18 protein-coding genes are annotated in these 23,017 nt (G+C 59.1%); 11 read left to right on the forward strand and 7 right to left on the reverse strand.

Annotated elements, in window-relative coordinates; genetic code table 11:
- Positions 1-8: 8 nt before the first annotated feature.
- Both ACZ9H4_RS16515 and ACZ9H4_RS16520 read right to left on the reverse strand, forming a co-directional pair.
- Positions 9-1,253 (reverse strand): sarcosine oxidase subunit beta family protein, encoded by a 1,245-nt coding sequence (locus tag ACZ9H4_RS16515; protein WP_408141500.1) that lies wholly within the window; start codon positions 1,251-1,253, stop codon positions 9-11.
- Positions 1,254-1,333: 80 nt separating this feature from the next.
- Positions 1,334-2,746, reverse strand: coding sequence for an L-serine ammonia-lyase (locus ACZ9H4_RS16520; RefSeq protein WP_408141501.1), 1,413 nt, complete (start codon positions 2,744-2,746; stop codon positions 1,334-1,336).
- Positions 2,747-3,090: 344 nt separating this feature from the next.
- Here ACZ9H4_RS16520 and ACZ9H4_RS16525 point away from each other — a divergent pair, with 344 nt between their 5' ends.
- Positions 3,091-4,173 (forward strand): GlxA family transcriptional regulator, encoded by a 1,083-nt coding sequence (locus ACZ9H4_RS16525; protein WP_408141502.1) that lies wholly within the window; start codon positions 3,091-3,093, stop codon positions 4,171-4,173.
- 168 nt (positions 4,174-4,341) lie between these two features.
- Here ACZ9H4_RS16525 and ACZ9H4_RS16530 read toward each other — a convergent pair whose 3' ends face one another.
- From ACZ9H4_RS16530 to ACZ9H4_RS16545, 4 genes are all read right to left on the reverse strand, one after another.
- Positions 4,342-5,277: a choline ABC transporter substrate-binding protein gene (locus tag ACZ9H4_RS16530; protein WP_408141503.1), complete on the reverse strand. Its 936-nt coding sequence runs from the start codon at positions 5,275-5,277 to the stop codon at positions 4,342-4,344.
- Positions 5,278-5,354: 77 nt separating this feature from the next.
- Positions 5,355-6,353, reverse strand: coding sequence for a GlxA family transcriptional regulator (locus tag ACZ9H4_RS16535; RefSeq protein WP_476119712.1), 999 nt, complete (start codon positions 6,351-6,353; stop codon positions 5,355-5,357).
- A 7-nt stretch (positions 6,354-6,360) separates the two neighbouring features.
- Positions 6,361-7,263 (reverse strand): choline ABC transporter permease subunit, encoded by a 903-nt coding sequence (gene choW, locus ACZ9H4_RS16540; RefSeq protein WP_408153366.1) that lies wholly within the window; start codon positions 7,261-7,263, stop codon positions 6,361-6,363.
- The gene (locus tag ACZ9H4_RS16545; protein ID WP_476119715.1) at positions 7,256-8,434 is read right to left on the reverse strand and encodes a quaternary amine ABC transporter ATP-binding protein; all 1,179 of its coding nucleotides are present in this window, start codon (positions 8,432-8,434) and stop codon (positions 7,256-7,258) included. Before ACZ9H4_RS16545 ends, choW begins: the two co-directional genes overlap by 8 nt.
- Positions 8,435-8,927: 493 nt before the next feature.
- Between ACZ9H4_RS16545 and ACZ9H4_RS16550 the strand changes: the two genes are divergently transcribed.
- From ACZ9H4_RS16550 to ACZ9H4_RS16595, 10 genes are all read left to right on the forward strand, one after another.
- On the forward strand, positions 8,928-10,307 hold the full coding sequence (locus ACZ9H4_RS16550; protein WP_476119717.1) for a TolC family outer membrane protein: 1,380 nt from the start codon (positions 8,928-8,930) through the stop codon (positions 10,305-10,307).
- 9 nt (positions 10,308-10,316) lie between these two features.
- Positions 10,317-12,035 (forward strand): type I secretion system permease/ATPase, encoded by a 1,719-nt coding sequence (locus ACZ9H4_RS16555; RefSeq protein ID WP_476119718.1) that lies wholly within the window; start codon positions 10,317-10,319, stop codon positions 12,033-12,035.
- Entirely contained in the window at positions 12,032-13,417 is a 1,386-nt protein-coding gene (locus tag ACZ9H4_RS16560) for an HlyD family type I secretion periplasmic adaptor subunit (RefSeq protein WP_476119720.1), read from the forward strand. The genes ACZ9H4_RS16555 and ACZ9H4_RS16560 overlap by 4 nt, the downstream gene beginning before the upstream one ends.
- Before the next feature lie 10 nt (positions 13,418-13,427).
- Positions 13,428-14,003, forward strand: coding sequence for a hypothetical protein (locus ACZ9H4_RS16565; RefSeq protein ID WP_476119722.1), 576 nt, complete (start codon positions 13,428-13,430; stop codon positions 14,001-14,003).
- Positions 14,004-14,005: 2 nt separating this feature from the next.
- Positions 14,006-16,336, forward strand: coding sequence for a hypothetical protein (locus ACZ9H4_RS16570; protein ID WP_476119724.1), 2,331 nt, complete (start codon positions 14,006-14,008; stop codon positions 16,334-16,336).
- 105 nt (positions 16,337-16,441) lie between these two features.
- Entirely contained in the window at positions 16,442-16,993 is a 552-nt protein-coding gene (locus ACZ9H4_RS16575; RefSeq protein WP_476119726.1) for a beta-barrel domain-containing protein, read from the forward strand.
- On the forward strand, positions 16,960-17,820 hold the full coding sequence (locus tag ACZ9H4_RS16580) for a hypothetical protein (RefSeq protein ID WP_476119728.1): 861 nt from the start codon (positions 16,960-16,962) through the stop codon (positions 17,818-17,820). Before ACZ9H4_RS16575 ends, ACZ9H4_RS16580 begins: the two co-directional genes overlap by 34 nt.
- Positions 17,821-17,840: 20 nt before the next feature.
- Positions 17,841-18,065, forward strand: a complete 225-nt coding sequence (locus ACZ9H4_RS16585) for a hypothetical protein (protein WP_476119730.1) — start codon at positions 17,841-17,843, stop codon at positions 18,063-18,065.
- A 337-nt stretch (positions 18,066-18,402) separates the two neighbouring features.
- Positions 18,403-19,191, forward strand: a complete 789-nt coding sequence (locus tag ACZ9H4_RS16590; protein ID WP_476119732.1) for a hypothetical protein — start codon at positions 18,403-18,405, stop codon at positions 19,189-19,191.
- Between the two features lie 28 nt (positions 19,192-19,219).
- The gene (locus ACZ9H4_RS16595) at positions 19,220-21,589 is read left to right on the forward strand and encodes a hypothetical protein (RefSeq protein WP_476119734.1); all 2,370 of its coding nucleotides are present in this window, start codon (positions 19,220-19,222) and stop codon (positions 21,587-21,589) included.
- 120 nt (positions 21,590-21,709) lie between these two features.
- Here ACZ9H4_RS16595 and ACZ9H4_RS16600 read toward each other — a convergent pair whose 3' ends face one another.
- Positions 21,710-23,005, reverse strand: coding sequence for an MFS transporter (locus ACZ9H4_RS16600; RefSeq protein WP_476119736.1), 1,296 nt, complete (start codon positions 23,003-23,005; stop codon positions 21,710-21,712).
- Between the last annotated feature and the right edge of the window lie 12 nt (positions 23,006-23,017).

Raw genomic sequence — 23,017 nt, forward strand, 5'->3', positions numbered from 1 at the left:
TTAGCGAGTTAGTGAGCCACGGCTGCCGCGCCGTGCTCGTCGATAAGATGGCCGGTATAGAACCGTTCCAGCGAAAACGGCGCATTCAACGGATGCGGCTCGTCCTTCGCGATGGTGTGCGCATAGGCCCAGCCCGAACCCGGGGTTGCCTTGAACCCGCCCGTGCCCCAACCGCAATTGAAGTAAAGCCCCTTCACGTCGGTCTTGCTGATGATCGGGCAAGCATCCGGCGACACATCCACGATGCCGCCCCACTGGCGATTCATCCGCACGCGGGAGAACACCGGGAACATTTCGACGATCGCTTCGAGCGTGCCTTCGATGATCTGGAAACTGCCGCGCTGCCCGAAGCCCGTGTACTGATCGACGCCCGCGCCGATCACCAGATCGCCCTTGTCGGACTGGCTGATGTACGCGTGCACCGCGTTCGACATCACGACCGTATTGACGACCGGCTTGATCGGCTCGGACACGAGCGCCTGCAGCGGATGGCTCTCCAGCGGCAAGCGCACGCCGGCCATGTCGGCGAGTGTCGAGGTATTGCCCGCCGCCACCACTGCGACCTTCTTCGCCTTGATGAAACCTTTCGTGGTATCCACGCCGACCACCTGGCTGCCGTTGCGGCGAATCCCCGTGACCTGGCAGTTCTGCACGATGTCGACGCCCGCCTGGTCCGCGCCGCGTGCGAAGCCCCAGGCCACCGCATCGTGCCGGGCCACGCCGCCGCGCCGCTGGATCGATGCGCCGAGCACCGGGTAGCGGCTGTTCAGATTGATGGTCGGCTCGATTTCCTTGATCTGCGCGGGCGTGAGGAATTCGGCGTCCACGCCGTTCAGGCGGTTCGCGTTCACGCGGCGCTCGGTGTCGCGTACGTCCTGCAGCGTGTGCGCGAGGTTCATCACGCCGCGCTGGCTGAACATCACGTTGTAGTTGAGATCCTGCGAAAGCCCTTCCCACAGCTTCATCGCCTTCTCGTACAGCGCGGCCGATTCGTCCCACAGGTAGTTCGAGCGCACGATGGTCGTATTGCGCGCCGTATTGCCGCCGCCGATCCAGCCCTTCTCCAGCACGGCGACATTGCGCACGCCGTGTTCTTTCGCGAGGTAGTACGCGGTGGCGAGACCATGCCCGCCGCCCCCGACGATCACGACGTCGTATTCACGCCTGGGCTCGGGGCTCTTCCACTGTCGCTCCCAGTTCTCGTGATACGACATCCCGTTGCGCAACAGGCTGAATATCGAATAGCGGCTCATCGTGGGTCCTTGTCAATGCTGTCTTAACTGCTGCCTGGTGTTGCGTATTCATGCTTCACTGAAACTTCAACACTCGAACTTCAACACTCGATCACGTTCACGGCCAACCCGCCGCGCGACGTCTCCTTGTACTTCGTCTTCATGTCGGCGCCGGTTTCACGCATCGTCTTGATCACGTTGTCGAGCGACACATAGTGCTGGCCGTCGCCTTTCATCGCCATGCGCGCGGCGTTGATCGCCTTGATCGCGCCCATCGCGTTGCGCTCGATACACGGAATCTGCACAAGCCCGCCGACCGGATCGCAGGTCATGCCGAGGTTGTGCTCCATGCCGATCTCGGCGGCGTTCTCCACCTGGGTCGGCGTGCCGCCCATCACGGCGGCGAGTGCGGCGGCGGCCATCGAGCAGGCCACGCCCACTTCGCCCTGGCAACCCACTTCGGCGCCGGAGATCGACGCGGTTTCCTTATAGATGATGCCGATCGCCGCGGCGGTCAGCAGGAAGTCGACGATGCCCGCGTCGCTCGATGCATGCATGAACTTCACGTAGTAATGCAGCACCGCCGGAATCACGCCGGCCGCGCCGTTGGTCGGCGCGGTGACGACGCGCCCGCCTGCCGCGTTCTCTTCGTTGACGGCCATCGCGTACAGGTTGACCCAGTCGAGCATCGAGAGCGGATCGCGCAGCGACTCCTCCGAACGCGCCCGCAGTTGCGCGCACAGATCGGCCGCGCGGCGCTTCACGTGCATCGGACCCGGTAACTCGCCGCGCACCTTGCAGCCGCGTTCGACGCACACGGCCATCGTGCGCCAGATCGTCAGCAGCCCTTCGCGCACTTCGTGCTCGGGGCGCGCCGCGCATTCGTTGCGCAGCGTCACCGCGGCGATCGACAAACCGGTCTCGCGGCACACGCGCATCAGGTCGTCGCCGGTACGAAACGGATACGGCACCTCCGCGCCGGTGCGCAGACCATTCACGCGATCGCCTTCGCGGTTGACCACGAAGCCGCCGCCGATCGAGTAATACTCTTTCTCCACCAGCAACTGGCCGTTTTCGTCGAATGCCTGAAAACGCATGCCGTTCGGATGCACGATGCTGGCGCCCGAGACGCCCAATGTGCCGGGCACGCCCGGCATCAGCTTGCGAAAGAAGCCGAGGTGTTCGCGCTCGTCGAAGGCGACCGGGTGCTTGCCGAGCAGCGTCAATTGCTTCGTCTCGCGGATCGCCCGCAGACGCGGCTCGATCAGGTCCGGGTCGATCAGGTCGGGCAGATTGCCTTCGAGCCCGAGCAGCACCGCCTTGTCCGTACCGTGCCCTTTGCCGGTCGCGCCGAGCGAACCGTACAGTTCGACTTTCACGCGGCGCACGAAGCCGAGCAGGTTCGCGTCTTCGATGTGCGAAGCGAAGCGGCATGCCGCGATCATCGGCCCGACCGTGTGCGAACTCGAAGGACCGATGCCGATCTTGAACAGATCGAAGACGCTGACGTTCATGGAGTGCCTTCTACGTTGCGGGCGTTGCGCTGCCTCGGTGGAGTAGTCCGTATTGCACCGCAAGGCAATCCGGATCGATAGAATAAAAACGGCATGACAGTGGGATAGTGGCGTCAAGCGGGCGGCCCGCCAAGCTCGGCGGCGTATTTGCGATGACTTCTGACGCATTTGCGACAGGCGTCCAGGTTGCGGCTGGCGATGCTGACGTTGCGCTGGATCTGCTACCAGAGTGGGCTCTGAACAGGCCCCGACGGCCCTCGTCGAACGCAGGGAAACCGCCCGATAAAGCGCACGCCAGCCCCAATGCTATGCTTGACTCCACCCTCTCCTTGCCGCCCGCATGCATGAATTCCGCTGAACCGCTTCCCCCTCGATCGACCGACGGCACGTCGAAGCAGCGCATCCGCTTCGGCATCATTCTGTTGCCGAACTTCACGCTGACCGCGTTCTCGGGTTTCGTCGACCTGTTGCGCCTGTCCGCGGACGAAGGCGATTTCAGCAAACCGGTGCGCTGTTCGTGGAGCGTGCTGGGGGAAACCCTCGCTCCCGTGCGCGCAAGTTGCGGCATCCAGATCACGCCGTGGGAAACCTTCGACAACGCCGAACCGTTCGATTACGTCGTGGTGGTCGGCGGGCTGCTGCATTCGGGGCCGGCCGCGAGCGACGCGACGCTCGCGTTCATTCGCCGCGCCGCCGCCACCGACGCGACGCTGGTCGGCATGTGTACCGGCGTGTTCTCGCTGATGCGCGCGGGCGTGCTCGACGGCCACCGCATCTGCGTGAGCTGGTTTCACTACTGGGATTTCATCGAGCGTTTTCCGTCGGTGAATGAAGAAGCGCTGGTCGCCGATCGACTGTTCGTGATCGACCGGCGGCGCATTACGTGTTCGGGCGGACGCGCGTCGATCGACGTGGCCGCGGCAATCCTGCTGCGTCACTTCGAAACCGCCACCGTGCAGAAGGCGCTGCGCATCCTGCTCGTCGACGACCTGCAGAAAGGCAACGCGCCGCAGCCGCATCCGCCGGGGCTCGCGCCCGCCACGCATCCGAAGGTCAAGCGCGCGATCCTGCTGATGGAACAGCACGTGGGCCGTTCGCTGCCGCTCGACGAACTTGCGCGCAAGCTCGACCTGTCGCCGCGCCAGCTCGAGCGGCTTTTCAAGGCGCAAACCGGCAAGGCGCCGCAGGCCTACGCGAAGCAGGTGCGCTTGCGCACCGCCGCGTGGTTGCTGACGAGTTCGGACAAGACCGTCGCGGACATCGCGTCGAGTTGCGGCTTTTCCGACGCTTCGCATCTGGGCCGCGAATTTCGCAAGCAGTTCGGCTTGCCGCCGGTCATGTATCGTGAGCAGCGCGGCACGGCGGCGCAAGTGGAAGACGGCTCCGGCTACGACGAAACATTTCCGGGTCGGGCTCAGGCGATTTGATGCGGGACGCTGGCGGGCGCGCGCACGGTTGCACGTTCGGTGCGAACGGTTCACGCGCGTTGGACGCAATGGCGTTCGCCATCACCCTGTCACTGTGCCTGCGCGCGGCTGCCACGGGACGCCGCCCGCGGCAATACGAACACTCAAAGCTACGAACACTCAAAGCGCTCACTGCCCCGCTATGAAAGCCTTCACCGCGGGCAACCCGTCCTTGCCGTCGAACGTCTTCACCCCCGCCAGCCACTTGTCCAGCACGGCCGGATTGTCCTTCAGCCACGCGCGCGCGGCCTTGTTCGGATCGGTTCTGTTCATGATCGGCAGCATCACGTGGTTCTCGATGTCGGTCGTGAACTGCAGGTTCGACACCAGTTTCGCGACGTTCGGACAGCGCGTCGAATAGTCGTTCGACGTGACCGTCAATACTTTCGCTTCGCCGTAGTTCGGGCCGAACACCGCGTCGCCGCCCGACAGATAGTCGATCTTCATCTGCACGTTCATCGGATGCGGCTCCCAGCCGAGAAACACGATCGGCTTCTTGTCGCGGATCGCACGGTTCACCTCGACCAGCATGCCCGCCTCGCTCGACTCCACCAGCTTGAACTTGCCGAGCCCGAACTGGTTGCTGTCGATCATCTTCCGGATCTCGGCATTGCCGTCGTTGCCCGGCTCAATGCCATAGATCTTGCCGTCGAGCTTGTCGTAATTCTTCGCGATGTCAGCGAATGTCTTGATGCCCGCCTGATACGTGTAATCGGGCACCGCCAGCGTGTACTTCGCGCCGGTCAGGTTCGGCGGGGTCAGCACGGTGATCTGACCGCTCTTTCTGAACGGCTCGATCATCGGGTCCATGGTCGGCGACCAGTAGCCGAGAAATACGTCGATCTGTTTGCCCTTCACGCCCGCGAAAGTAATCGGCACCGATGCGATCGTCTTGCTCGGCTTGTAGCCGAGTCCTTCGAGCAGCGTCGACGCGAGGCCGGTGGTCGCCGCGATATCGGTCCAGCCGACATCGGCGAAACGGACGTTGCGGCAGGTGGCGGGTTCCGCGGCAAAGGCAGACGATACAGACAGCGCGCACAACGACGCAGCCCACAGACGTTTCATGGCGTTCCCTCTCCCTCGGATGGTGGATCAGATTGATTGTGTCGATCGATCCGGCCGCACCGGATCGAAGATTTTTTTCACGCCGACAGCCGCCGCTCGACACTCGGCGCATGGCCGAATTGCGCGCAGTACGCCTTGCTGAAATGACACGGCGAATGAAAGCCGCACACCGTCGTGACCCGCGCAATCGACGCGTCCGTATTGCGCAGCAACTCGCGCGCGCGCCGCAGACGCAGCGTCAGGTAGTAATGCGTCGGCGAGACGTTGAGAAACATCTTGAACATGCGCTGCAAATGGCGTTGCGACAGACGCACGAGGCGCGCGAGTTCGTCGAGCGACAGCGGCTCCTCGATATTCGCTTCCATCAGCCGCACCACTTCGATCAGCTCGGCGCGCGAGAAGCCGACCCGCGCGTCGACGGGAATGTGCTGATAGTCGGTCGAGCCGCGAATCCGTTCGACGATGAACTGCTCGGACACCTGCGCCGCCACCGCATGGCCCAGACGCATACCGACCAGCTTCAGCATCAGATCGAGCGGCGCGGTGCCGCCGGTGCAGGTCATGCGGTCGCGGTCGATCACGAACAGTTCATCGGCGAAACGCACGTGCGGGTAGCGCTTGTGCAACGGCGACATGTCCTCCCAATGCACGGTCGCGCGATAACCGTCGAGCAGGCCCGCGGCCAGCAGCGCATAGGGCCCCGTGCAGATGCCGCCGAGCGGAATGCCTTGCGCGGCGACTTCGCGCAGCAAGGCGATCACCGTTTCGTCGACGTAGTCGCGCACGTGCCAGCCGGCGCACACGAACAGCACGTCGGGCATGCCGGCTTCGGCGAGCGTCGTGGTCGGCTTCACCGTGATGCTGTTGCTGGCGCGCGCGGGTTCGCCGTCCGGCGTGATGACCGACCACCGGTAGTGCTGCGCGCGGCCCACGTAATTGGCCATGCGCAGCACCTCGACCGCGCTCGTGAACGCGATCATCGAAAAGTTCGGCAGCGTCAGAAAGCCGACGTGCGCGAGCCCCGCCAACGGCGAATCCGCCTGGGGCTCGACCGGTGTGAGCGCGTCGCGCTTCATCGGCGGCTCAACCGTGTTGCGCGGCCGGCGCGCGGCGCACTTTCATCACGCTGCGCAAGCCCGACAGCAGCGGCGCGCGCGCCATGCCCGGCGCGCGGCCGAAGCTCTCCGTGATGCGGTCCAGAATGATCGCGAGCATCACCACCGAGAGGCCGCTTTCGAAACCGAGTCCGATATCGAGCCGCTGAATGCTCGCGAGCACATCGTTGCCGAGCCCGCCCGCGCCGACCATCGACGCGATGATCACCATCGACAGCGCCATCATGATGGTCTGGTTCACACCCGTCATGATCGACGGCAGCGCATTCGGAAACTGCACCTTGTAGAGCAGTTGCCACGGTGTGCAGCCGAACGCCTGACCCGCTTCGACAATTTCGCGGTTCACGTGCTTGATGCCGAGCGAGGTCAGCCGCACCGCGGGCGGCATCGCGAAGATCACCGTCGACAGAATGCCCGGCACGCGGCCGAGGCCGAACAGCATCGCGGCCGGAATCAGGTAGACGAACGCGGGCATGGTCTGCATCAGGTCGAGCACGGGGCGCACGATCATCTCGACCGTGCGGCTCTTCGCCATCCAGATGCCGAGCGGAATGCCGAGCAGCAGGCTGATCACCGTCGACGACAGCGTGAGGCCGAGCGTGATCACCATCTGATCCCAGAAACCGGTGCTGTAGATCAGCAGCATCGCCAGCAGCGTGAACAGCGCGAAACGCCAGCCGACCCGCCACAGGCCGACGCCGACGAAGAACGCCATCAGCGCCCACATCGGCACGGCCTGCAAGCCGTGTTCGACGAGCGCCGCGAAACTCTCGATGACCTTGCCGATCGCGTCGAACGTCTTCGCGTCGTGGTCGAGCAGATAGTGGACGCCGTGATCGACCCAGGCGCCAAGCGGAATGATTTCAGACATGGGAACCTCGATGGCGCGTGAGAACGTTCAGCACGTTCGTCTTGTTGACCGAACCACAGTAGGAGCCGTCCGCTTCGACGACCGGCAGTGGCGCGCGGCTCGCCACCACACGTTCGACTACGTCGTCGAGCGGCGTGCTGCGGCGGATGCACTCGATCTGGTTGAGCTGCGGCGACGCGCTGCCGAGCGCATCGCGGCACACGAAGCCGCGAATCTTGCGATCGCTGTCGAGCACGAACGCGTACTCGGCGCTGCCGTTGAGCGTGGCCGCGACGCTCGACGCGTCGATCTGCGGCGAGTGCTGCATGAGCGGCACGGCGTCGGTCTGCATCAGATCGCCGGCGGTCAGATAGCGGCTCGTGTCGATGCCCTCGAAGAACGCACGCACGTAATCGTCGGCGGGATTCGTGATGATTTCCTGCGGCGTGCCGATCTGCACGACCCGGCCGCCTTCCATGATCGCGATGCGCGTGCCGATGCGCATCGCCTCTTCCAGATCGTGCGACACGAACAGGATGGTGCGCTGCTGCTCGCGTTGCAGTTCGAGCAGCACGTTCTGCATTTCCTTGCGTTTGAGCGGATCGAGCGCGGAGAACGCTTCGTCCATGATCATCAGCGACGGGTTGACCGCGAGCGCCCGCGCGAGTCCAACGCGCTGCTGCATGCCACCCGAGAGTTGAGCCGGCAGCTTTTCCGCGAACGGCGCGAGGCCGACCTGCTCGAGCACGGTCATCGCGCGCGCTTCGCGCTCCTTGCGGCCGACGCCCGCCACTTCGAGTCCGAACGCCGCGTTGGAGAGCACGGTGCGCTGCGGCATCAGCGCGAACGACTGGAACACCATGCTCATGTCCTTGCGGCGCAGCGCGATGAGTTCCGAGCGAGGCACGCTCGCCACGTCGCGGCCGTCGATCAGCACCTTGCCCGCCGTCGGCTCGACCAGCCGATTGATCAGACGGATCAGCGTCGACTTGCCCGAGCCGGAGAGGCCCATGAGCACGAAGATCTCGCCTTCCTTCACGTCGAACGAGACGTTGTGGACACCGACGATCTGACCGGTGCGCGCGAACACGTCCTCTTTGGTTGCGCCGGCCGCCAGCATGGCGAGCGCCTCTTTCGGACTGGAGCCGAACACCTTGCACAGCCCTTCGACCACGACTTTCGGGGAATCCATTGAATGCTCTCCTTGCGTGGCGGACGTCCCGTCCGCGCTGTGCATACATAGTTGCCAGAAAAAAGTGCGCGTTGCCGACTATTTGCGACAACCACATGAGGAAATACGACACCTGGTGGCGCGCGCAGGCTCCCTCGTGGTCGCGGAAGGCTTATGGAGTAAGGGTTTGGCGGATGTTGCCCGGGCTTGGCGGGGATGTCGCGTCAAAGCAGATACGCGTGGCGCGGGCAGACAAAAGTGTGAGTGCGACGTGCGCCCCGGGAAAGCGATTGATTTGAGTTTGCCTGGAAATTCAAACGGCATTTCTCTATCAGAAATCGTGCAGTTTCAGTTGTTTTCAGAGTGATCTGATTTTCGGCCGTTCGTCGGCAACATACTCTTTTTCAGCGCTCACTTAATAAAAGGCACTGGAAATGCGAGAAAGCCGGGCTACACCGCTTGCGAGCTTGTAATGCTCGACAATAAATTGCGGCCTCCCGTTCGGATTGGTCGGATGGGTCGAGCCGCACAAGCTGTACGGCTGGGAAAAAAGTACGCCCTTTCGCTCGGCATGCTGACGGTGTTCGCGGCAGGCCTATCGAGTCACGCATCGAGCCTGTCGGAACTGGCCGACGACGCATTCGCGCATGACGCCAAACTTGCGAGTGCCGAAGCCGCATTCCGTGCAGGCCTTGAAAAGGCACCCGAGGCACGCGCCGCGCTGCTGCCGCATCTTGCGCTCAGTGAGTCCGCCTTCAGGAATTCGATCAACGTTCCTGGCCAGCCTTCGGTCCAGTATTCCACGGTCGGTTCAACGCTGTCCCTGAACCAGTCCGTCTTCAAGTGGGACGACTGGGAGATTTACCAGGAAAGCAGACTTTCCGTCATCGCGTCGGGCATTGCTCTCGCCAGCGCAAAGCAGGATTTGCTGCTACGTGTGGCGCAGGCCTACTTCGATGCGCTGGCTGCAAAGGACGGCTTCCTGCTTGCACAGGAGCATCAGCGTTCTGTCGATGAACAACTGGCGCTCACACAGCGAAGCTTTGCTTTGGGCGCGGCAACCATCGTCGATCTGAATGAAATCAAGGCCGGCGCGGACGCCGCGCGGGCCGATCTCGTCCAGGCGCAAAGCGTACTCGCGACGCGTTACGCCGCTCTACAAAAGCTAGTCGGCCACGCTGTCGATAGCGTCGACCCGCTCGACGCCGATGCGCTCTTGCCGGCCCTCACGCCCGAGCCTGCCGAACGCTGGACGTCGGATGCCCAGGCATCCGGCCTGGACGTGCGGCAGCAGCAGATCGCACTGGAGATCGCACGGCGGGAGGTCTCCAAGGCCAATGCGGGTTATCTGCCTGCCGTGTCCATCGTCGGGAACGTCAGCCACGGCAACGCGGCGTTCATCAATGGACAGACCAACTTCAATACGGGCGCCAACCGCGCCACGTCGGGTGAGATCGGCATCCAGATCAGCATTCCGCTATTCGATGGACTCTCGACGATGAGCAGAAAGCGTGAAGCCCTCGCGTTGCGCGACAAGGCTGAAGACGACCTCGATGATGCGCGCCGCACGGCCGCTCTCGACGCACAGAACGCATTCCTCGGCGTACGCGACGGGCTCGCGCAGGTATCCGCACTTCTCACGGCGCAGAAGTCGGCCGAAACGGCGCTGCACTCGAACCGGAAGGGCTTCAAGGTGGGCGTGCGGATCAATGCCGACGTTCTGGATGCAGAAGACAAGCTATTCGGCACCCGGCGTGATCTGTCGAAAGCGCGCTACGACACCTTGATGCAATTCCTCCGCCTCAAGGCAAGCGTTGCCCAACTCGATGGCACAACGCTTACGCAACTCGCCGGGCATGGCTCCCTGTCACCGTCCGACCAGACAAAGAAATAGAAAACCACCATGTTTCATGCAATCAAGCGGCACGCGTGGCTTGCGGCGCTGTTCGGCATCGCCAGCAATCTGCTGGTTCTCGCTCCCACGCTGTATCTGCTGCAGGTCTATGACCGCGTGCTGCCGAGCCGTAGTCTGGAAACACTGGCCATGCTGATGGTCTTCATGGGCATTGCACTGCTGATGATGCTGGCGGTCGATGTCGTGCGCAACCGCCTGTTAAGCGATCTTGGGCGACAGCTTGCGGATCGTCTTGACCGGCTCGCACTGGCCGCGCGTATCGAAGCCCAGGCCCGCCGCATTCCCCGTTCCGATATCGCAACGGCGCAGGACGTCGCCGCATTACGAGCCTTTCTCTCGGGGTCCGGCATCACAGCGTTTCTGGATATGCCGTGGCTGATCCTCTACGTCGCTCTGATGTTCCTGTTTCACTGGTCGCTCGGACTCGTTGCAATCGCGAGCGCGGTATTGCTCGTGTGCGTCGCGCTGCTCAATGACCGGCTCACGCGACATAGCGTGCGCGCCTACACGGCACACCAGCGTGAAACCGATCAGCTATACGCACAGATCAGCCGTCATGCGGAAATCATCACCGCACTCGGCATGAACACCGCCATGCTCGACGCATGGTCATCGCGTCGGCGTGTCGATCTGGATGCACAAGCGAAAGCAGCCGACACTTCGGCGCTGAACCGGAACATCAGCAAAACACTGCGCCAGGCGATTCAGGTGGTGACGATGGGCGCAGGCGCGTGGCTCGTCATCAATCAGATTGCCACGGGGGGTGTCATGCTCGCCACCACCATCCTGCTCGGTAAGGCGCTTGCGCCGGTCGAACAGATGCTGGGTAGCTGGAAGCAGTTCATCGAAGTGCGCCAAAGCTGGAGCCGGTTGGATGCGCTCTATCGCCGCCCGCCCGCATCGCGTCCTGTCGAATTGCCTCGACCTCAAGGACGGCTCACCGTTGAAGCGCTCACGTTCAACAGTCGAGGCGCGGGTGATCCGCGTGGACGCATGCTGCTCAAGGGCATTCAGTTTGCGCTGACGCCGGGTCAACTGCTCGTCGTTGTCGGTTCAAGTGCTTCTGGCAAATCTACCCTTCTGCGGTTGCTCGCTGGTTTGTGGGAGCCGCTATCGGGAACGGTTCGACTCGATGGCGCCGATATCGCGCAATGGCCGCGTGACTCGCTCAGCCGCTTTCTTGGTTACGTGCCCCAGGACGTCGAACTGTTCTCGGGAACGGTCGCCGGCAATATCGCGCGAAATCCGGACCCGGCGGCCGCGGACGCACAGGCGATCGTGCGTGCGGCGCAGCGGGCGCATGTGCACGAGTTGATCCTCGGGCTGCCTGGCGGTTATGAAACGGAGATCGGCGAAGCCGGTGAAACGTTATCGGGTGGTCAGCGCCAGGCTGTCGCGCTGGCTCGCGCGCTTTACGGTGACCCCGCGCTCGTGCTGCTCGACGAGCCGAACGCCCATCTCGATGTGGACGGCGAACGGCTGTTGAACAACGCGTTGCTGCAGTTGAAACAGGATGGTGTCACGGTCGTCGTCGTATCGCATCGGCAAAGCGTGCTGTCGATTGCTGATCGGGTCATGTTGATGCGTAGCGGACAGATCGAAGCCTTCGGGACCCGCGACCAGGTCGAGGCTTGGCTACGGTCGCGGGCAAAACCCGCTGGACCGCCTGCCAGTCAGCTGCGTCGTCCGGAGGTTTCAGCGTCATGAAACTACTTCGAGTGATTCAGCTTCTTCGCGGCATTCTCACGCAGGCGTTTGCCGCTGCCGCTCCGCTGGAGGCGGCCGGCGAAGCATTGCGTCTGCCGCTAAGGACAATTGCGGCCGGATGCATTGTGCTAGCCGCCGGAGTCGGGGCGTTGACTCTTTGGGCGTGGCTCGCGCCGCTTTCGGGTGCGGTCGTCGCCGAGGGTGTCGTGCGCGACGATGGCGAACGCAAGACCATCCAGCATCAGGAAGGCGGCATCGTCAAGGCGATCCACGTGAAGGACGGCGACCACGTCAGGGCCGGTCAGGTATTGATTACGCTGGACGACGTGCGGCCCGGTTCGGAAGTCGCCGCATTGCAGTCGCAACTGGACGATGACGAAGCGAAAGCGGCACGGCTTGCCGCCGAGCGCGACATGAAAAACGCGGTCGCGTTCCCGGCACATCTCGCGGGGCGCTCGTCAGACCCGCGTATTGCCGCCTTGATGCAGCGGGAACAGACGCTATTCGATTCGGAACGGAAAGCCTTGAATGACCAGTTGGCATTGCTGCTGCAACAGGCAGCGCAGACACATCAGGAAATCGCCGTCGAGACCGCGCTCGTTGGCACGAGTGAACGGAGTCTCGGCATTTCGAAGCAGGAACTTCAGGTCAATGAGCAGCTTCGCAGCGAGGGCTACGTCACTGAAACGAAGATGATGGAGTTGCGCCGTGCTGCGGCGGATTACCAGTCACGGCAGCAATCGGATACGGCGGAACTGATACGCGCACGACAGAAGCAGACCGATCTCGATCTGAAGATCGCGACGCTGCGCAACGACTATGTGAAAGCGGCCGATGGTCAGTTGAAGGACACGACGGCGAAAGTTCTTCAGATCATGGAGCAGTTGCGCCCGGCGCAGGACACCAACGCGCGCACGCGCATCGTGGCGCCCGTAGACGGCGAGATTGTGGCTTTGCGGGTCCATACGATCGGCGCGGCCATCGGTCCGCGCGAGCCGATTCTCGATCTGGTGCCAAGCGACGCGCCGCTGATTATCGAAGCGAAGATCAAGCCGGACAACGTGCGGGAGATTGCGCAGAACAGCCATGCCGATGTGCGGCTGACTGCGTACAACCCTCGGACCTCGCCTGTTCTGGAAGGCACTGTCACCTATCTGTCCGCCGATTCGCTGAACGATAAGGAGACGCGGCAACCGTTCTATCTGGCGCATATCGAGATTGCGCCGGCGGTTGTCGCGCGGGCGAACCGGGTCGCGAAGGAGCCGATTGTGCTTGGGCCCGGGTTGCACGCGGAGGTGTTTATCAAGACCCGTTCGCGCAGTGCGTTCGATTATCTGTTCGAGCCGGTGTGGGATGGTATTCAGAAATCAATGCGGGATTGAAGGAGTCGAGATGCGAAATATGGCCATTGCCGCCAAAGCTATTGCACTAATCGTCGTGTCCACCGCTGGTGTCGGTTGTGCACAGTTGTCTGCGGATCAAACCGAACTTGCAAAAGTGCACTGGATCATCGGGCTGAAGGAAATTATTCTGGCAGGCGATTTTTCCAACTACACGAATGTAGCGAAACAACTGAATCTTGATCTAGCGGCCAAATCACCAATTCCGGTTAAAAATGTTGATGGGGCAATCACGGGCGAGAGCTTCGATGTGGATACAGTCCCGCCCGCAAATGAAGAAAATCGAAAAAAGATCCAGTTTTATTATGGGGTATATACGCCCAGCGACCGGTCCTATCGACGGGCAATCTTGATGATAAATAATCTCAGCCTTTACGAATGCCTTACCGAATCTGACATATTCAGAACCTTTGGTCAGATTCGAAGAACGACGTACGCCCACAGCCAAAATTACAGTATTGACTATCACTTCAAGGGAGATAACGATATCGATCTACTTTTCAGATTTGAAAACTCCGGCGAAAAATGCGCAGATCAAATTAACGTATTTCAAAACAGAAGGAAATAAAGATGGGAACAATTACCGGCAAGGAAGAATTTTGGGGCGCTGTCAAACTCTCGGATCAGGATCTGGCCTATATTAATGACAGCCCTACCATGGTGAAAGATCTCTTGCAATACCAGCAAGACTTCAACAACAAAATAGTAAATTCCATGAAAGTGGGCAGCGGCGGAGGCACGCTGTTCAACGGCTCATACGTTGAATTTGCTTCGGACTATGCCCAGTGGGATTCATCGACGCTTGTCGGACAGCTTGCTCACGAAATCGGGCATTACGTTAATCAGGCAGCTGATACGGCATTTACAAATGAGTATCAGGTTTCGCCGAACGATCCAAACGCTTATTTCATTGATGCCATGATTGGTCTACATCGGGAAGGAGATGCGGTTTATAACAATTATGTTGTCCAACAGGAAATTCTTGCGGCAACTGGCAACCAGACCGAGATTTATCTTGCTGGCGCCTCCCATATTGATCGAACCAGTACGGGTCTTCAGCAATTGCTCGATGCTCAGCATTCGTTCGACCAGACAGAGGGGTATACTTCTTCTGAAGATAAAAATCTAATGATTGAACAGGCGATGGGTGTTTACGCCACCCTGCCGGGAAGCGCGATTCCAAACCAAACCTATTACGACTATTATGGTAAGATTAACGGCGCAAAGGCACCGGCGCAGGCGCCAGCACTCGCCAATGTGACATTCGTCGATCCCAATGCGACCGGCGACTTTACGACAATAAAGGAAGTCTTTTCGTCGGGTGAAACTGAAACACAGAGCTTTAATAATGGAATAATCAGTTCCTCAACTTTCGACGATCAGTTTGGGAATGTCATTTCGCAAACCGTCTATTCACACAACGCTGACGGCAGCTACACTGCCACTATCTACGACGCTCACGGCGACCCAACAGGGCAGGATCAGTTCCACAAGGATGGTTCCGAGAACATCGTTCAGTTCAATCGCGATGGCTCGCAAACCGCTACTGTTTTTGACTCTCATGGTAATGAGTCGGATTACACGACATTCGGCGCTAACGGCAAGATCACGCAGGATGTTCTGTATGACACCATGACGGGCCGCGAGACGCAGGAAACGGACTGGAGCGCGGATGGCAGTTCTATCGCCCACCTGTTCAATGGCGACGGTACGCAAAACGCAATCGTGTACAACGCCAGCGGTCACGAAACGGAGTACGCGACGTTCGGCAGCAACGGCAAGATCACTCAGGATATCTTCTACGACGCCACGACCGGCCACGCTACCGAGCAGGACGATTACAACGCGGACGGCAGCGCAGTTGCCTCCCTGTTCAACACCAACGGCACGCAGAACAAGTTTTTCTACAACGCGGCCGGCCATCAGACCGAACAGGCGGTTTTCGGCAGCAACGGCAAGATCACTCAGGATGTCGTCTATGACCCGACGACAGGCCGCGAAACGCAGGAAACGGACTGGAGCGCAGACGGCAGTTCGATCGCCCACCTGTTCAATGGCGACGGTACGCAAAACGCAATCGTGTACAACGCCAGCGGTCGGGAAACGGAATATGCGACGTTTGGCAAAAATGGCGCGAAGACTCAGGACATCTTCTATGACGCCACGACCGGCCACGCGACAGAGCAGGACGATTACAACGCGGACGGCAGCGGAGTGGCCCATATCTTCAATGCAGACGGCACGCAGGATGCCGCGATGTTTGATCCGTCCGGGCACATCTCCGAATACGCGACGTTCGCAGCCAACGGCGCGCTGACCACCGATGCCTTTTTCGACGCGGCCGGCCGGGAGACCCAGCTAAACGAGTACAAAGGCAACCAGACGATTGTCCACCTGTTAAATGCCGACAACTCACAGACTGCGACGGTCTACAACGCAAATGGTCACGAAACCGAGTTCGCGAAGTTCAGCGCGAGCGGCCAGAAAACGGACGACTACTTCTTCGACGGCACGACAGGCCGCGAAACGGAGTACGACCAGTACGGCAGCAACGGCAGCATGACCGCGCACCTGTTCAACGCCGACAATTCCCAAAACGCCATCATCTTCAATGGCAATGGGCAGGAAATCGAATACGACTCGTTCGACAGCGGCGGCAAGTTGACCGGCTTCACGCAGTTCACCTACGGAGCTGGCGGTGGCTACGATGCAGTTGCATATGGCCCGACCGGGTATGAACTGGGCTGGTCAGACTACAGCAGCAACAACATGCTCCTCTCGTCCGGCGGAAACCAGTATGACTTCACGCTGGACGATAGCTACGACAGCGGAAGTGATTATTTCGACTTCGGATGGTTTGACGATATCAGCTATTCAAACGAATACGGGTTTTATATTTGACCGCGTAGTTAGCAGTCCATTGGACATTTGTTGCGCTTCCTGCGTGGTGCACTGCGCAGGCGAAAGGCGTGCAAAAGAAGGCGCGAGAGGCAATCGCGCCTTCTTTTGATTGATGCGGCTGACTACCGCGAAGGTTCAGTGAAAGATATAACGGATCAGCTTCGCCTGGCGCAGGACACCAATGCGCGCACGCGCATCGTGGCACCGGTAGACGGCGAGATTGTGGCTTTGCGGGTCCATACGATCGGCGCGGCCATCGGGCCGCGCGAGCCGATTCTCGATCTGGTGCCAAGCGACGCGCCGCTGATTATCGAAGCGAAGATCAAGCCGGACAACGTGCGGGAGATTGCGCAGAACAGTCATGCCGATGTGCGGCTGACTGCGTATAACCCTCGGACCTCGCCTGTTCTGGAAGGCGCGGTGACCTATCTGTCCGCCGATTCGCTGAACGATAAGGAGACGCGGCAACCGTTTTATCTGGCCCATATCGAAATTGCGCCGGAGGTTGTCGCGCGGGCGAATCGGATTGCGAGGGAGCCGATCGTGCTTGGGCCAGGGTTGCGCGCCGAAGTGTTTATCAAGACCCGTTCGCGCAGTGCGTTCGATTATCTGTTCGAGCCGGTGTGGGATGGTATTCAGAAATCAATGCGGGATTGAAAAATCCGGAATTTATGAAATATAGAAAAACAGCTTTCGCGATGGTGCTGACCAGTCTACTTGCCGCCGCCTGCGTCCACCTCGTTGGCGCAAAGAGAACAGTTGATCCTGACGCCCCGGCACTCGGCAATCTCAACGGAATAACGATGGCCATTCCGGCAAAATACCAGTTCTTTCCCGTTGTGTATGAAGGGGACGATATCTGGAATGCGGAGTGGCTTGAGAAAAATCGCAATCGCGTCCCGACACAGGACATGAAGATCAGTAGTTTTGGGGTGCTCTTACATATGCCTGATTATGCACCTCGCAGCGGTGAGAATCTGGATAGTTGGTTTCACCAGAAAAATCGCTATGGATTCAATCAGGACTGGATCTTGATCGGCATTCGCTCGAATAACCATGAGGCGAAAATCGGGGAAAAAGACTGGTTCAGGCATTACATAGATCGTACGAGAGAATATCATTTACGCACTTCACCAGGCGCGTGGCATTACGAGATTGCTGACGAAAATATATATGGTCTACGGCATGAGGTGCTGCGTGGGGCGACTTCAAACGTCTATCTATCTGTTGCTCAATCGAGTGATAAGGATTTCTACACTGACACCCGGGACTGGACCACGAAAATAGAATGCAGCCGGATGTATGTCTCCCCATATGTGCCGACAGAATGCACACAAACCTTTGTCATGCCGGCTCTCGACTCCTTCATCGATATTAAATACAACCCGCAACATCTTAAAGACTGGAGGGAAATGCAAAAGAAAGTTGCCTTGATTATTAACAACTTTGTAACCGTTATCAGCAAAACCAATGCAGCTCGTTAACTAAAGCTTAAGGATTAGCAATGCCTAACAATGTTAGTAAAGCACAGCTTGACTCACTTCAACAAATGGCTGCCAATGGAAATCTTGCGGGGGTGTATCAATACCTTGCGCAGAACGGGTATCAGTACGCGTCACTTGCGCTCGGTGTCGTGACGGGTTCCACAGTAAGCGGTGCGGCGGCGCTAGGTTTTCTTAATACATCTGCTCAGTTGAATGGCAAAAATCTTGATTCTCTGTGTCATTAAAAATCACCAAAGCCCCAAGGAGTACGTCCGATTTAAAAAATAAATTGTGAAAATTCTTTCCATATTTTGACGTAATATTAATCAAGGAAACTTCAAATGGCGACAACTCTCACCGTAGCAGGAAACACAATTGACGGCCTAGATAGTTTTACTGCGGTCGTTGATGCGACAACGCAACTTAGCAAGAAGGTGTTTATCAAGAGTCGATTGTGACGGAGTCCTGGTTACACGCCGAGATGTTTATCATCACCCATCCGCGCAGTGTGCTCGATTATCTGTTCGAGCGGGACTTGGATGCCATCCATAAATCAACGAGGGATTAAAGGAATCGGAATTTATGAAATGCAGAAGAACAGCTTTCGCGATGGTGCTGACCAGTCTGCTTGCCGTGGCCTGTATCCACCTCGCTGGCACAAAGAGAAAAGTTGATCCTGACGCCCCGGCACTTGGCAATCTCAACGGAATAACGATGGCCATCCCCGCCAAATATCAGTTCTTTCCCGTTGTGTATGAAGGAGACGATATCTGGAATGCCGAATGGATAAAGAAAAACAGCAACCGCGCCCCGACAACGGACATGAAGATTAGCAGTTTTTCACTTCTTCTCCATTTCCCTGACTATGCGCCTTTCGATGCCAATAACGGTGGTAGCTGGCGCCATCAGGAAAACCGCTACGGGTTCAATCAGGACTGGATTACCGTCGCAGTTCATTGGAGCAATCATCAGGCGAAACTCGAAGAGAGAGACTGGTTTGCGCGCTATATAGACCGTAGTAAAGAAGGGAATTTGCCGTTTGCATCAAGTGGGTCGCGTTACGAAATTGCCGACGAAAACATATATGGCCTCAGGCATGAAGTTTTGGTTGGACCGAAGTTAACCCAAGACGAATCCTTTGCGCAATCTTGGCACAAAGATTTCTATTCAGACATCCATGACTGGAGCACAAAAATCGAATGCAAACGAATGTCGGTAAAGCCGTTCTCAGTGTTCACTTGCGAGCAAACGTATGTGCTACCAGAATTCGACTCGTTTATCACCATTGAGTACAACCCGCAACATCTTAAAGACTGGAGGAAAATTCAAGAACAGGTTAGTCAGATTATCCGCAGATTTGAAATTCAATAATCAAAAAAATTCTCACCAATAAATCACTATGCCAAATAACGTCAGCAGCTCACAAATTACGTTACTTATTAATATGGTTGCCAACGGAGATGTTGCCGGAGCATATAAATATCTTCAGCAGAACGGATATCAATACGCGGGCCTCGCCCTTGGGGTCGATCTCGGTAACACGGTCAGTGGAGCTGCAGCGCTTGGGTTCCTTAATACTTCCGCTCAGTTAGGCGGCGTGAATCTGACAGACACGCAAATTACGACGATCAAGACCGACCTTGCTAACGCCTACCTTGCCTTCTTGAGTGATCAGGCCCACAACCAAGGCTATGCAAATACGGATATCAGCTGGCAGTCTGCTTGGGCCATCCATAAGCAGGTTTTCGCGAAGGAAGGGCTTCCCGCTGACGTCTGGACGTTGAACACACCATTCAACGTTCTCGATCCGGCCACCAGCCAGCAACTCTGGAACGATCTGTTGAAGGATCAGAATGGACAATTCGTCCCGACGGCCAGTTCCATTCTTGAACTCGGGCAAGATATGGCACACGCCTACTTCGCTTCGAGCGATCCTGCACTCAAAACCCAGATCGGTAACTGGTTTTCCAGGATCACGACCGACAACGTGATTGAAGGTGAAGCTGGCATGTTCTTCAACTCCGTCAAGGGCTTCCTGCTGGATAGTACCGACGGCGTGCAGAGCTACGCGAATCTGGATGCGCAAAGCATCGCACAGGAGGCATACCCAACGCTCCAACTGGCAGGCGACGATCCGAACGCAACGGCCGACGCACTTGCGCAGGCGCAGAAACAGCAGTACCTGCGATATCAAATCACCAAATATTTCGGCGCAATGCCTGGTCCGCTGAAAATACTGGACGACGGAACCACCCTCACGATTGCAAACAGCACCACGCAGGTGTCGATTACCGGCACCCAGACCGTCGCCAGCGTCAAGGACGGATACGGCAACATTACAGCCGAGGAATATAACGGCACTGTGCTGGTCGACAGAATGTCCATCAGTTCAGACGGTACGCCATTGAGCAACACTGTGTATGACGCAGCCGGCCACGAAACGGAGTACGCGACGTTCGGCAGCAACGGCAAGATGACGCGGGACATCTTCTATGACGGCACGACTGGCCACGCGACCGAGCAGGACGATTACAACGCCGACGGCAGTTCCATCGCTCATCTGTTCAATGGTAACGGTACGCAAAACGCAATCGTCTATGACGCAGCCGGTCACGAAACGGAGTACGCGACGTTCGGCAGCAACGGCAAGATGACTCAGGATATCTTCTACGACGCCACGACTGGCCACGCGACCGAGCAGGACGATTACAACGCGGACGGCAGCGCAGTTGCCTCCCTGTTCAACGCCAACGGCACGCAGAACAAGATTTTCTACAACGCGGCTGGCCACCAGACCGAACAGGCGGTTTTCGGCAGCAACGGCAAGATCACTCAGGATGTCGTCTATGACCCGACGACAGGCCGCGAAACGCAGGAAACGGACTGGAGTGCAGACGGCAGTTCCATCGCCCACCTGTTCAATGGCGACAGTACGCAAAACGCAATCGTCTATGACGCAGCCGGTCACGAAACGGAGTACGCGACGTTCGGCAAAAATGGCGCGAAGACTCAGGACATCTTCTATGACGCCACGACTGGCCGCGCGACAGAGCAGGATGATTACAACGCGGACGGCAGCGGAGTTGCCCATATCTTCAATGCAGACGGCACGCAGAATGCCGCGATGTTCGATCCCTCTGGACACATCTCCGAATATGCGACCTTCGCAGCGAACGGCGCGCTGACCACCGACGCCTTTTTCGACGCGACCGGCCGGGAGACTCAACTAAACGAGTACAAAGGCAACCAGACGATTATCCACTTGCTAAATGCCGACAACTCACAGACGGCAACGGTCTACAACGCAAATGGTCACGAAACCGAGTTCGCAAAGTTCAGCGCGAGCGGCCAGAAAACGGACGACTACTTCTTCGATGGCACGACAGGCCGCGAAACGGAGTACGACCAGTACGGCAGCAACGGCAGCATGACCGCGCACCTGTTCAACGCCGACAATTCCCAGAACGCCATCATCTTCAACGGCAACGGGCAGGAAATCGAATACGACTCGTTCGACAGCAGCGGCAAGTTGACCGGCTTCACGCAATTCACCTACGGAACTGGCGGCGGCTACGATGCAGTCGCGTATGGCCCGACCGGGTACGAACTGGGCTGGTCAGACTACAGCAGCAACAACATGCTCGTCTCGTCCGGCGGAAACCAGTATGACTTCACGCTGGACGATAGCTACGACAGCGGAAGTGATTATTTCGACTTCGGATGGTTTGACGATATCAGCTATTCAAACGAATACGGCTTTTACATTTAGCCATCATGGTTAGCAATCCATCATAATTTCCGTGCCTCACCACAGTTGCGCCGCATCACCGCGACGCAACTGCAGCGTAAAACGCAAGGGTTAAAGCCCACCGCCTACGCCCCCACCCGCTCACTGCGGCGCATGAGCCGCCCGATAGCCCCGCCGCCCAATCGCCAGCGTCAACACAGCGGACACTGCAAGACTCGCCGCCACCACATAAAGCCCAGCCGCATACCCACCCGTCACGCTCTTCAACCAGCCAATCGCAAACGGCCCCACGAAACCACCGAGGTTACCGATCGAGTTGATCATCGCAATCCCAGCCGCCGCGCCCGCGCCGGACAGGAACGTGCTCGGCATCGCCCACAGCGGCGCCTTCGCGGCGCTGATGCCCACGTTCACCACCACCAGCGCCATCACGACAGCGACCGCCGTGTCCGCGACACCGGCCCACGCGAGCCCGAACGCCGCCGCCACGCACGGAATCACCACGTGCCAGGTGCGCTCGCCACGGCGGTCCGAACGGCGCGCCCACCACACCATGCCAATCACCGCCAGCACGCTCGGAATCGCATTCAACGCGCCGGTGCCGAATGCGCTGAAGCCGAACTGCCGGATGATCAGCGGCGCCCACAGGCCCAACGTGTAGAGCCCCGCCGACGTGCCGAAGTAGATCATCGCGAGAATCCATACGCGCAGATCGCGCAGTGCGGCGAGCGCCCCTTCCGCATGCCCTGCCTGCGACTCGCGCCCTCTGCGCTCGTCGCGCAAGGTGGCGATGAGCCACGCTTTTTCATCATCGGCGAGCCACTTTGCCTTGTCGGGCGAATCGGTGAGCGCTTTCAGCACGACAAAGCCGAGCAGCACCGCCGGAATCGCTTCGAGAATGAACAGCCACTGCCAGTCCTTCAGACCGAACAGCGCGGGCATCTGCATGATCGCGCCGGAAATCGGCGAGCCGATCGCCGTCGACAACGGCGCCGCCGCCATGAACGCGGCAGCGGCGACCGCGCGCTGACGCGCCGGAAACCACAGGCTCAGATAGAGAATGATGCCGGGAAAGAAACCGGCTTCGGCGACGCCGAGCAGAAAGCGCAGCGTATAGAACGAGTTCGGGCCGGTCACGAACGCCGAGGCCGCGGAGACAAGTCCCCACGTCACCATCACGCGGGCGATCCAGATGCGCGCGCCGACCTTGTGCAGAATCAGGTTCGACGGTACTTCGAACAGAAAGTACCCGAGAAAGAAAATGCCGCCGCCGAGGCCGAACATGGTCGGCGTGAGACCGAGGTCCTGGTTCATCGTCATCGCCGCGAAGCCTACGTTCACGCGATCGAGAAAGCTGACGAAATACAGCAGCATCACGAAAGGCAAAATGCGCCAGGTCAGCTTGCGAACCACTCGGGCTTGCAATTGGTTGTTCATGCCTGTCTCCAC

The organism is Paraburkholderia sp. TE9906, from assembly GCF_056279605.1.

Excerpts from the sequence above, each read along its gene's own strand:
- ACZ9H4_RS16515 (WP_408141500.1), bottom strand. The coding sequence starts at position 1,253 with ATGAGCCGCTATTCGATATTCAGCCTGTTGCGCAACGGGATGTCGTAT.
- ACZ9H4_RS16520 (WP_408141501.1), bottom strand. The coding sequence starts at position 2,746 with ATGAACGTCAGCGTCTTCGATCTGTTCAAGATCGGCATCGGTCCTTCG.
- ACZ9H4_RS16525 (WP_408141502.1), top strand. The coding sequence starts at position 3,091 with ATGAATTCCGCTGAACCGCTTCCCCCTCGATCGACCGACGGCACGTCG.
- ACZ9H4_RS16530 (WP_408141503.1), bottom strand. The coding sequence starts at position 5,277 with ATGAAACGTCTGTGGGCTGCGTCGTTGTGCGCGCTGTCTGTATCGTCT.
- ACZ9H4_RS16535 (WP_476119712.1), bottom strand. The coding sequence starts at position 6,353 with ATGAAGCGCGACGCGCTCACACCGGTCGAGCCCCAGGCGGATTCGCCG.
- choW (WP_408153366.1), bottom strand. The coding sequence starts at position 7,263 with ATGTCTGAAATCATTCCGCTTGGCGCCTGGGTCGATCACGGCGTCCAC.
- ACZ9H4_RS16545 (WP_476119715.1), bottom strand. The coding sequence starts at position 8,434 with ATGGATTCCCCGAAAGTCGTGGTCGAAGGGCTGTGCAAGGTGTTCGGC.
- ACZ9H4_RS16550 (WP_476119717.1), top strand. The coding sequence starts at position 8,928 with ATGGGTCGAGCCGCACAAGCTGTACGGCTGGGAAAAAAGTACGCCCTT.
- ACZ9H4_RS16555 (WP_476119718.1), top strand. The coding sequence starts at position 10,317 with ATGTTTCATGCAATCAAGCGGCACGCGTGGCTTGCGGCGCTGTTCGGC.
- ACZ9H4_RS16560 (WP_476119720.1), top strand. The coding sequence starts at position 12,032 with ATGAAACTACTTCGAGTGATTCAGCTTCTTCGCGGCATTCTCACGCAG.
- ACZ9H4_RS16565 (WP_476119722.1), top strand. The coding sequence starts at position 13,428 with ATGCGAAATATGGCCATTGCCGCCAAAGCTATTGCACTAATCGTCGTG.
- ACZ9H4_RS16570 (WP_476119724.1), top strand. The coding sequence starts at position 14,006 with ATGGGAACAATTACCGGCAAGGAAGAATTTTGGGGCGCTGTCAAACTC.
- ACZ9H4_RS16585 (WP_476119730.1), top strand. The coding sequence starts at position 17,841 with ATGCCTAACAATGTTAGTAAAGCACAGCTTGACTCACTTCAACAAATG.
- ACZ9H4_RS16590 (WP_476119732.1), top strand. The coding sequence starts at position 18,403 with ATGAAATGCAGAAGAACAGCTTTCGCGATGGTGCTGACCAGTCTGCTT.
- ACZ9H4_RS16595 (WP_476119734.1), top strand. The coding sequence starts at position 19,220 with ATGCCAAATAACGTCAGCAGCTCACAAATTACGTTACTTATTAATATG.
- ACZ9H4_RS16600 (WP_476119736.1), bottom strand. The coding sequence starts at position 23,005 with ATGAACAACCAATTGCAAGCCCGAGTGGTTCGCAAGCTGACCTGGCGC.